Annotated in this window: 7 protein-coding genes; 5 read left to right on the plus strand and 2 right to left on the minus strand. The window is 69.4% G+C overall.

The window, feature by feature from the left end:
- Positions 1–55 precede the first annotated feature (55 nt).
- On the plus strand, positions 56–1,312 hold the full coding sequence (locus EAO71_RS02890; RefSeq protein ID WP_261991963.1) for a serine hydrolase domain-containing protein: 1,257 nt from the start codon (positions 56–58) through the stop codon (positions 1,310–1,312).
- 335 nt (positions 1,313–1,647) lie between these two features.
- Here the strand turns inward: EAO71_RS02890 and EAO71_RS02895 are convergent, their stop codons facing one another.
- Complete coding sequence (locus tag EAO71_RS02895; RefSeq protein WP_147976181.1) at positions 1,648–2,226, minus strand: peptidase inhibitor family I36 protein; 579 nt, start codon at positions 2,224–2,226, stop codon at positions 1,648–1,650.
- A 403-nt stretch (positions 2,227–2,629) separates the two neighbouring features.
- Between EAO71_RS02895 and EAO71_RS02900 the strand changes: the two genes are divergently transcribed.
- From EAO71_RS02900 to EAO71_RS02920, 4 genes are all read left to right on the plus strand, one after another.
- On the plus strand, positions 2,630–3,478 hold the full coding sequence (locus tag EAO71_RS02900) for a hypothetical protein (protein ID WP_147976182.1): 849 nt from the start codon (positions 2,630–2,632) through the stop codon (positions 3,476–3,478).
- 117 nt (positions 3,479–3,595) lie between these two features.
- Positions 3,596–4,021 carry a contact-dependent growth inhibition system immunity protein gene (locus tag EAO71_RS02905; protein ID WP_147976183.1) on the plus strand — a complete coding sequence of 142 codons (426 nt, stop codon included), beginning with the start codon at positions 3,596–3,598 and terminating at the stop codon, positions 4,019–4,021.
- Between the two features lie 773 nt (positions 4,022–4,794).
- Complete coding sequence (locus EAO71_RS02915; protein WP_147976184.1) at positions 4,795–5,949, plus strand: hypothetical protein; 1,155 nt, start codon at positions 4,795–4,797, stop codon at positions 5,947–5,949.
- 289 nt (positions 5,950–6,238) lie between these two features.
- Complete coding sequence (locus EAO71_RS02920; RefSeq protein WP_147976185.1) at positions 6,239–8,194, plus strand: APC family permease; 1,956 nt, start codon at positions 6,239–6,241, stop codon at positions 8,192–8,194.
- 205 nt (positions 8,195–8,399) lie between these two features.
- On the opposite strand, the gene EAO71_RS02925 is transcribed toward EAO71_RS02920, so the two are convergent.
- Positions 8,400–9,986, minus strand: a complete 1,587-nt coding sequence (locus EAO71_RS02925) for a long-chain-fatty-acid--CoA ligase (protein WP_147976186.1) — start codon at positions 9,984–9,986, stop codon at positions 8,400–8,402.
- Positions 9,987–9,998 lie beyond the last annotated feature (12 nt).

Consider the following 9,998-nt stretch of genomic DNA (forward strand, 5'->3'; position numbering starts at 1 on the left):
GTGTAATGGTCCGGACCTGCTCATGAAGCGAATCCCACCGACGGAGGGAAATCCCATGAAGTCCAGGACCATGAAGCGCACCTCGGCCCTGCTGTGCGGCATAGCGCTGACACTCGGAGCCGCCACCGCCACCGCCGCACCGGCCCCCGTCACCACCACGACCACGCCCGCCGCATCCACAGTCCCGGCACCCGACATGGAGGGTGTGGTCGCCGCGCTGAACGCTGCCATGGSGAACGGGGCTCCGGGCGCGATGGCCCGGTACTCCGGCCCTGACGGGGTCCGCAGCCGGACCGTCGGCGTCCGGGACCGCGAGGCGCAGGCCCCCATGGACATCCACGCGCGCTTCCGGATCGGCAGCGTCAGCAAGTCGTTCTCGAGCGTCGTCCTCCTGCAGTTGGTGCAGGAGGGCCGCCTGGAGCTGGACGCGCCGGTCAACCGCTATCTTCCGGGACTGCTGCCCGACGACCGCATCACGGTCCGTCATCTGGCGACCCACCGCAGCGGGCTGGCCGACTACACGGACGCCATGTTCGAGAAGACGGTGCCGGGCTTCGAGGCCGTGCGGAACCGGGTGTTCTCCTACCAGGAGCTCGTGGACCTGTCCCTGGCCGAGCCGCGCACCACGGAGCCCGGCGTCGCGTACAAGTACTCCAACACCAACTTCGTCGTGGTCGGCATGCTGATCGAGAAGCTCACGGGCCGGCCGGTGGCGGACGCGTACGAGCGCCGCATCTTCAAGCCGCTGAAGCTGCGCGGGACTTCGTACGTCCACCCCGACACGCGCATCAAGGGGCTGCACGCGCGCGGCTACCTGCACCCCGACGAGGCGGGCGCGCCGCTCGTGGACTCCACCGAGCAGACGGTTTCCTGGGCGCAGTCGGCGGGCGCCGTCATCTCCACGCCGGCCGACCTGAACACCTTCACGAGCGCGCTGATGCGCGGCCGGCTGCTGTCCCCGGCGATGCTGGACGCCATGACCACGGTCACCCCGACCGACACCACCAACACCCGGTTCTACGGGCTGGGACTGCGCCGCTACGACCTGTCCTGCGGGACCCAGGTGTTCGGCCACACCGGAACCGTGCAGGGCTTCTACACGTACGCCTTCTCGACGCGCGACGGCCGGCGCAGTCTGTCGGCCCTGGCGAACACCTCCAACCACGGGGCGGCGAACACGGCGCTCGGCGGGACCCTGGAGGCCGCGTTCTGCGGCAAGAAGCCCGCCGCCGCGCCCACGGCCCGGGCCTTCACGGCGCCGGACTCGGCGACGGACCTGCCGGCGGAGCGGGACCTGCCCGAGCGGCACTGACGTCGGTGGGCCGGCGCCACTGAGACCCCGGGCTCCGAACATCCCTGCCCGGACCGCCGGTGTCCGTACCGGCGGTCCGGGCGGGACCAGGGCCTGTTGTGGAGGTGGATCCTGGTCGTGAAGGATCACCTTCCGCACGGCCGGGGGATCTGACGAAGGGCCGGTGTGCCCGGCCGAGCCGTCTCGACGGTCTGCCGGGCCCATCAGCACGCCGACGGGACGGCGACACGGGAAGCATCGGAGGGAGCGCCCTCGCCGGGCGGCCGCTGGGCTTGACCATCGTCCGGTCCGCCCCGAACGCGCAGCTGCTCGGCTCAGCGGGCTAGCGGCAGGGCTCAGCAGACCTGGATCCCGTCGATCATGTTGTTCCAGGGGGTGTTCGCGAGACTGTCCTCCGTGTGGTAGGCCGTGCTGCCGAACTTGTAGACCCAGCGGCTCTCCCAGTTGTAGAACGAAGCGACCGTGCCGCTGGTCTGGTTGTTCTTGTACGAGGTGAGGCGGTCGTTGAAGCCGTAGTCACTCAGGTTCCGGAATGCACAGACATAGAACGACAGCTTGGTGCCGGTCCAGTTGGCGCCGTCCCACAGGCACAGATACTCGTAGGAACAGCTGGTGTCGGCCGCCACGCCGGGCACGGACATCGTGATGCTCGCGCTGCCGTCCTTGGCCCGGATCTCGTTGTATCTCACCTGTTCCGCCGGGACCTTGATGACCGCCAACTGGGCGTCCATACGGTCCTGCAGCTGGGCCGCCTGCCGGGCCGAAAGGCCCTCCGCCTTCGCCTCCGCCGCGTACTTCGACTCGGTCGACTGCGTGGCGCGGTCCGTGGCGGCCGCGGTGGCGGTGCCGGCTCCGAGTGTCAGCGCTATGCCGCACAGCAGGGCCGAGGTGCGCTTCATGGTCCTGGACTTCATGGGATTTCCCTCCGTCGGTGGGATTCGCTTCATGAGCAGGTCCGGACCATTACACAGTCACCGGCGACTGATGCGTACGCGGATTCACGCCACATGTTCGTCATGTACGCGCCAAGTCATGCGGGACCCGCACCCTGGCCGCTCGCCGCGTCAAGGCTGTGGAGCGCCACAGGTCGAAGGACCCCGTTTGGGTCCTGAAAGGGGAGGTGTCCGAGCGGCCGCTCCGGGGCGCGGGGGCCACGGAGGGCGCCGGTGAGGTCGGACCTGCGCGGTCTGACGGCCACCGACGACGGATATCGGTCGACGCCCGCAGCAAGTGGTCCACATCGACCCTCCCGAATGCTGAACTGCCGTGCTCTTCGGGCCCCTTACGCATTTCTCGGCTGATACCTACATTTGACCCATGACCACTCGAAGCACGGACCCACTGGCGGGAGTCGTGTCGGCGACGCCGGCGGGAGGCCGGTTGGTGTTCGTGCCAAGTCGAATCCTGCAGTTCGGCGTCGCGCTAGGCGGCAGCGCGATGGTCCCGCTGTGGATGGCGAGCCCCCTCCTGCTGCCGATGCTGGTGATCGCCCTGCTCACGGACTCCGGGCTGCTCTGGGCCATCGTCTGGGTCGGTCTCGGGCTGACAACCCTGGCCGTGATCGGGCTCGCCCTGGCTTTGACGTTCACCGTGTCGGCCACGATGGTGCGATGGATCGAGTTCCGCCACCAGGGGAACGCGAAGCGATGCGTGATCGCGCGCTGCCTGCGTTCGTCGATCGTCGCCGCCGCCGACCTGCAGCGCGTCGTCGTCGTCGAGCAGCTCCGACTGGGCCGACGAAAGTCGCTCAAGGTGGTGTTGCACACGCGTGGTGGGACGGTGGAGTGCGAACCGGGGTTCAACGCCCCGATGTCCCAGGTCGACTCGGAGGCACTGCTCACCTGGTTGACCAGCCAACTCCGTTCGGATGGTGTGGCGGTGGAGTACCAGGCGCAGATCGACCGGCACTTCTCATGCCCCGGGGAATGGTGGACGCGATCGCACCTGGCTGCCCTGTGGCACGTGCCCGTCGGCGCGGTCGACGAGCTGGCTGTCCGCCACGGCGTCCGCAGCTACCGGTACACGAGCCGGTCCATGGCGATGTATTCACCAGCCAAGACGGTGACGGTCTACGACCCGGATCGGGCATACGAAATCGCAGAAGAACTGCGCGAGGAACACACCACGAACCCGGGCTCCGACGGCACGCAAAACCCGCGCCCATAAGAGGGGCGGGCTACCCAGCAGAGGACCGTCCCGGGGACGAGCGGCCGCCCGCTACGGGACCACCGCCGTCGGCGATATCGCCGACAAGACCGCGCTCCCCTCAGGCCACAATGAACCATGGAGCATCTGCTGCACCTCGATCGCACGCTCGATGAACTGGACCCGCCTCGCTGGGCGCCTCCTGCTTCCGACGCCACCCACTTGGTCCGCAAGGTGCATGAGTTGCGGGGCGTACCGCTGGGCGAACTCGGTCCGGCAGATCTGCGCACACTCGTCTCTCAGCAGGTGGCACTGCCGTACGTCCTTCCGCTCGCAGTGCGCTTGCTCCTCGAGGAGCCGCTGCTTGACGCCTACTTCTACGAAGGCGACCTGCTGCTTGCCACGGTGAACGCCCCCGCCGCGGCCTGGTCCCTCCTCTCGGATCTCGGCGCACGGTTGAGCACCGTGATCAAGGAACTGCCGGAGGCGGCAGTCGCCGGCCTGCCTCGCGGCGCAGCCGAGGACCTCGCTCGCTTCGTCGCTCGGTCCCCCTCACCGGACTGACCCGAGAGAACGCGGGCATGACTCTCACTCGCGAAGCATCGACCATCCGACCGAAGAGCCGGTGGCGGGTGCCGAGCTCGTGGTCGGCGCCGCCGTGGGCTTCCGCGCCGCGACCGAAGCCGTCCGCGGGGCGATCGGCCTTTCCTCCTTCCCGGCCCTCGCCTACTGGGCCATCGCCACCAGGCCCTTGTCGAACGCCTCCTTCCCGGTTGGGGTGACGGCGGTGGCATGGTGTTCGCCCCAGCCGACGTCCAGGCCGAGGAAGACGTCGATGCCTCCGGATCCCGTGACACCACCCCTGGATCATCAACGGCAAGGGGGAAGTCATGCCCGACCCGAAGGGGCTGGAGGCCCCGCGTGAGCAGCCTGACGGGGGCAGGCGCGGGACCAGTCCTGCGTGCTGTTCGTCGGACCTCGCACCCCAGCGTGCGAGGCTCCCATCCCGTGATCACGACTGGCTCGTCCCCGCGGCGCCACAAGAATGGGGTTCGTCCGAGTGGGCAGGATGAGGCGGTCAGCCGTGCGATCGCCGATGTCCCCGAGTACCGGGGGCTGAACGCCCTCGTGGGCGGCGCCCGGGCAGGTTCAGGGGGCGGATGTGGCACCTGCGTCGCGGGTTGGGAGTCGCTGTCGGCCCTGAGACGCGGCGGGTGACGGCCGGCCGACATCGGTGGGAGATCGCACCCGAAAGCGTGCCCCGCCGGGCTGGTGGACCGCGTCGCCCGGACCGCGGACCATACTGGTCGAGCCCCGATCACTCACTGGACGGTTTCATGGCCAAGAGCAGCTCTTCATCGACCTCTGTCCCTCGTACCGCGTGGCTCGGACGTGGGCTTCATCTCGGGTCCGAGGCGGAGCGTGACGTCCGACGCAACCTGCTCGCTCTCAAGGCGGCCGGAGTGATCGACGACTTTCTCGACCTGGACCCCGTCGAGGCTGCCCGTTCGACCGATCTGTTTCCCCGGGACGAGTCCGCCGACCCCGGCCCCTCGGCCCGCCGCCTGTTCGAGGCACGCTGGCGCGTCGGCGGCAGCGTCACGGTGCGCGCTCAACTGGTCACCTATGAGTCCGAGACTCGCCGCAGCGGCGACGAGAGCGAGGTCGCCTGGGTGCTGGCCGCCGAGGCGGAGCAGGCGTGGGAAGCGAGCTGGCCTTCACCGGCTACGGTGTTCTGGCCCGACAGCGACCGGGTGGCCTGGGATCATGACAGGGTGCGGTGCGTGCGTCTGCGGACGCCGAACTACCTGCCCAAGGATGACGGCGAGCTGCGGCGCCTGCTGCGGGACTGCACCCAGCAGAGTTGGTTCATCCATGTCGTGGTGCACGAGGCGATGACACCGGACGCGCTGGGGCGGCGGCCGGTCACGGGCTTTCTGCCACCGAGCCTCAGGCACCGGGTGATCGAGCACCGGGCCACGCCGGAGCAGGCGCTGATCGCCGACTTCGCGTTGAAGCGTGAGCTGGGCGTGGGGCTACCGCGCGGCGGGGCCGTCGTGCTGCCCCCGTCACCGCAGACCCCGGGCTACGACGCGGAACGCTTCACGGTGTGCGATGTCTTCCTCGACGGTACCGAGCCGACCGGGCTCCTGGAAAGGATCGTGGAGTGCGCCTCGCTGCCACGACCGCTGCCGGCCGACGCCGAGCAGGCTCTGACACGACTGCGCCAAGGCTGGCACCTGCTGACACCCGATGAGGAACTCGTCCACGCACGGGCCATGGTCACCCGGTACGCCGAAGCCCTCAAGGCCATGACGGCATCCTGCGACCTGTACCGGGAGGCGGCCGAGTCGGCCCACGCCGCGCTCGCCGAGGCAACCGGCGGCAACAACTCGTCCAGGACGCCGGTACCGGGTACAGCCGGGCAGGACGCCTCACCGCTGAAGTCCCTCACGAAGACGCTCGCTCTGTTCCGTAAGCAGGACCGGTAGAGGCCTGAAGGGGTGATCCGGCGCCGCCCGTGAGGCCGGGCGTGAGGTTGAGAGCGAAGCCCAGCCTGGATCGGCCCACGGTCGGGTGGCCGGCCCGAACAGCGAGGGTGGATCACGGCGCGTCGCCGCCCTCGGCCGGTGGGCGACCCGGGTGGAGCCTTGCGGGTGGATCTTGACGCATTCCTGACGTGCCCGACCCGATCGACCCTTGGCGCGTTGCCTACGCTGGCCGGACCGGTCGGTCCATGGCCGGATTTCCCTCATCCGGCAGCAGCTCAGGAGCACCTCCATGTCCACGACGAACGACTCGCGCAACGGCCGACTGCGCGCGTGGATGCTGGAGGGGCTGTCCGACATGGGCAAGGGCAGACCGTCCCGGCCCGTGGAGTCGCCCCCCGGTACCGGGCACGAGGGGCAGCCGTGGTGGCGGGTGATGTGCCTGACCGGTGTCGACTACTTCTCGACCCTCGGCTACCAGCCCGGAATCGCGGCGCTCGCGGCCGGGCTCCTCTCCCCCGTCGCGACGATCGTCCTCGTCGTCGTCACGCTGGCCGGCGCGCTGCCCGTCTACCGGCGGGTGGCGGAGGAGAGCCCGCACGGCGAGGGCTCGATCGCGATGCTGTCGCGGCTGCTCTCCTTCTGGAAGGGCAAGCTGTTCGTCCTCACCCTGCTCGGCTTCGCCGCGACCGACTTCCTCATCACCATCACCCTGTCGGCCGCCGACGCCTCCACCCACCTCGTGGAGAACCCGCATCTCGAAGAGGCCCTGCACGACAAGCAGGTGCTGATCACCATGATCCTGATCGCGCTGCTCGGCGCGGTGTTCCTGAAGGGCTTCCTGGAGGCCATCGGGGTCGCCGTGGTGCTCGTCGGGGTCTATCTCGCGCTGAACGCGGTGGTCGTGGTCACCGGCCTGTGGCAGGTGGCCACCGAGGGCCATGTGGTCACGGACTGGTGGGCGGCCCTGACCGCCGAGCACGGCAACGTCTTCGCCATGATCGGCGTCGCCCTGCTCGTCTTCCCCAAGCTCGCGCTCGGCCTGTCCGGTTTCGAGACGGGCGTGGCGGTCATGCCCCACGTGAAGGGTGACCACGGCGACACGGAGGCGAAGCCCGCGGGCCGGATCCGCGGCGCCAAGAAGCTGCTGACCACCGCGGCGCTGATCATGAGCGTGTTCCTGATCTGCACGAGCTTCATCACGACGGTCCTCATCCCGCACGAGGAGTTCGAGTCCGGCGGCAAGGCCAACGGCCGCGCGCTCTCCTACCTGGCCCACGAGTACCTCGGCAACGCCTTCGGCACGATCTACGACGTCTCGACGATCCTGATCCTGTGGTTCGCGGGCGCGTCGGCGATGGCCGGTCTGCTGAACCTGATGCCCCGCTACCTCCCCAAGTACGGCATGGCCCCGCACTGGGCCCGTGCCGTGCGCCCCATGGTCATCGTCTTCACCCTGGTCGCCTTCCTGGTGACGTGGATCTTCGACGCGGACGTCGACGCGCAGGGCGGCGCGTACGCGACCGGTGTCCTCGTGCTGATCTGCTCGGCCGCCATCGCCGTGACCATCGCGGCGCGCAAGGCAGGTCAGCGCGGCTGGACGATCGGCTTCGGCGTCATCTCCGCCGTCTTCCTGTACACCACGGTCCTCAACGTCATCGAACGCCCCGATGGCGTGAAGATCGGTGCCTGCTTCATCGCCGCCATCATCCTCATCTCCCTCCTCTCCCGCCTCGGCCGGGCCTTCGAGCTCCGGGTCACCCACGTGGAGCTCGACGAGCTGGCCGAGCGGTTCATCCGCGACATCTCCCATCGCACGCCGCGGTTCATCGCCAACGAGCCCGACCAGCGGGACGTCGCCGAGTACCGCGACAAGATCGAGCAGATGAGGACCGACAACGACCTTCCGACCACCGAGGACTTCCTCTTCGTCGAGGTCACGGTCACGGACCCCTCCGAGTTCGAGGCCGGGCTGACGGTACGGGGCGAGGTGCTGCACGACCGCTTCCGCGTCCTCACCGTCGAGTCGTCCTCGGTCCCGAACGCCCTCGCGGCCCTGCTCCTCCACTCCCGCGACCTCACCGGCACCCGCCCGCACATCTACTTCGAGTGGACCGAGGGCAGCCCCTTCGCCAACTTCCTCCGCTTCTTCCTCTTCGGCCAGGGCGAGATCGCCCCGGTCACCCGAGAAGTCCTGCGGGAGGCGGAGCCCGACCGCGACCGCCGGCCCCGCGTCCACGTCGGCTGAGCCCGGCGTCGCGGGTCTCCCGGCTCACCGACATCGAGCCGTCGGGCTGCCGACAGTCGTCCGACAGCACCGCACCCGACCGCAGAACGATGGGTTCCGGCCGACCCCTCCGGGACGAATCGGCAGGACTCCGGCACGTCAGCCGGGGCGACGGCTGGGCGGAACGACGCCCACAACCGCTCGCCCCGTGCCCGTGGCGGTGTGGTCATCGGGCTCCCGTGATCGCGTCGGCGGCGGCGATGCCCGCGTCCCGGAGCTCGCGCTTCAGGATCTTGCCGGTGGCGTTGGTGGGCAGGGCGGCGAAGAACTCCACGAGGCGGGGGTACTTGTAGCCCGCCATCTCGTCCCTGCACCAGGCGATCAGCTCCTCCTCGGAGAGCGTCGCCCCCGGGGCCAGGACCACGCACGCCTTGATCTCCTCACCATGGCGCTCGTGCGGCATGCCGATGACGGCCGCCATGCTCACGGCGGGGTGGGTGAGGAGCACCTCCTCGATCTCCCGCGGATAGACGTTGAAGCCGCCGCGGATGATCAGGTCCTTGGCGCGGTCGACGATGTAGAGCCATCCGTCGGCGTCCCGCCGGGCCAGGTCACCGGTGCGGAACCAGCCGTCGCGCATCACGTCGGCGGTTGCGTCGGGCCGCTTGAAGTAGCCCTTCATCACGTTGTGTCCGCGGATCACGATCTCGCCGATGGCGTCGGCGCCCTGCACCGGCGTCCAGTCCTCGCCGACCAGGTCCACCTCGACGCCCCAGACCGCACGTCCGATGGAGCCGGGGCGCACCTTCTCGCCGCGCGGGGAGAACGTGGCCACCGGGCTCGTCTCGGACAGTCCGTAGCCCTCCAGAATGGTGACGCCGAACCGCTCGGCGAACCGGCGGTGGATCTCGACCGGGAGCGCCGAGCCCCCCGAGCCGGCCATCCGCAGGTTCCTGGCGATCTGCGACAGGTCCACCTCGGGTGCCTCTTCTTCGAGCAGGGCCCAGTACATCGTGGGGACGCCGGCGAAGAAGGTGACGGCGTGGCGCTGCATCAGGGCCAGGGCCGACCGGGCGTCGAAGCGAGGGAGCAGCACGAGCGTCGCCCCCGAGGCGAGCCCGGCGTTCATCTGGACGACCTGGCCGAAGGAGTGGAACAGCGGCAGGGTGATCAGGTGGACGTCGTGCTCGACCTCGCCGAACAGCTTGTGGCAGGTCAGCACGTTGAGCATCACGTTGGAGTGGGTGAGCTCGGCGCCCTTGGGCCGGCCGGTGGTGCCGGAGGTGTAGAGGATGACGGCGGTGTCACCGGGCTCGGTGGCCACCGTCTCGAAGTCCGCGCTCTGCCCGGTCAGCGCCGCCGTGAGGGTCTCGGCGCCCGCGATCGGGGAGTCCTCGGTCGGGGCTGCGGGGATCAGGAAGAAGTGCTCGCAGCCTGTCGTCTCGCCGAAGCCCGCCCAGCCCTCCTGCCCCATCGGGAGCTCGGCGCCGCCTTCGAAGCAGAAGTACGCCTTGGCCTCGGAGTCGGTCAGGTGGTACGCGATCTCCCGGCCCTTGAGCAGCACGTTGAGCGGGACGACGACCGCGCCGGCCTTGAGGATGCCGTAGTAGACGATGGGGAACCACGGCACGTTCGGGCAGGACAGGGCCACCTTGTCGCCCGGCACGATGCCACGCGAGCGGAGCAGGTTGGCCACGCGGCCGGCCGCCGCGTCGAGTTCCGCGTAGGTCAGCCGCTGGACTCCCAGCACGACTGCCGTGCGGTCGGGCACGGCGCGGGCGCTGTTCTCCAGCACGGTGGCGAGATTGAGCATGTGAGGTCTCCG

The organism is Streptomyces sp. MS191 (assembly GCF_008042125.1).
Lineage (GTDB): Bacteria > Actinomycetota > Actinomycetes > Streptomycetales > Streptomycetaceae > Streptomyces.

Coding starts and splice junctions, on each gene's coding strand:
- EAO71_RS02925 (WP_147976186.1), bottom strand. CDS start 9,986: ATGCTCAATCTCGCCACCGTGCTGGAGAACAGCGCCCGCGCCGTGCCC.
- EAO71_RS02920 (WP_147976185.1), top strand. CDS start 6,239: ATGTCCACGACGAACGACTCGCGCAACGGCCGACTGCGCGCGTGGATG.
- EAO71_RS02905 (WP_147976183.1), top strand. CDS start 3,596: ATGGAGCATCTGCTGCACCTCGATCGCACGCTCGATGAACTGGACCCG.
- EAO71_RS02900 (WP_147976182.1), top strand. CDS start 2,630: ATGACCACTCGAAGCACGGACCCACTGGCGGGAGTCGTGTCGGCGACG.
- EAO71_RS02895 (WP_147976181.1), bottom strand. CDS start 2,226: ATGAAGTCCAGGACCATGAAGCGCACCTCGGCCCTGCTGTGCGGCATA.
- EAO71_RS02915 (WP_147976184.1), top strand. CDS start 4,795: ATGGCCAAGAGCAGCTCTTCATCGACCTCTGTCCCTCGTACCGCGTGG.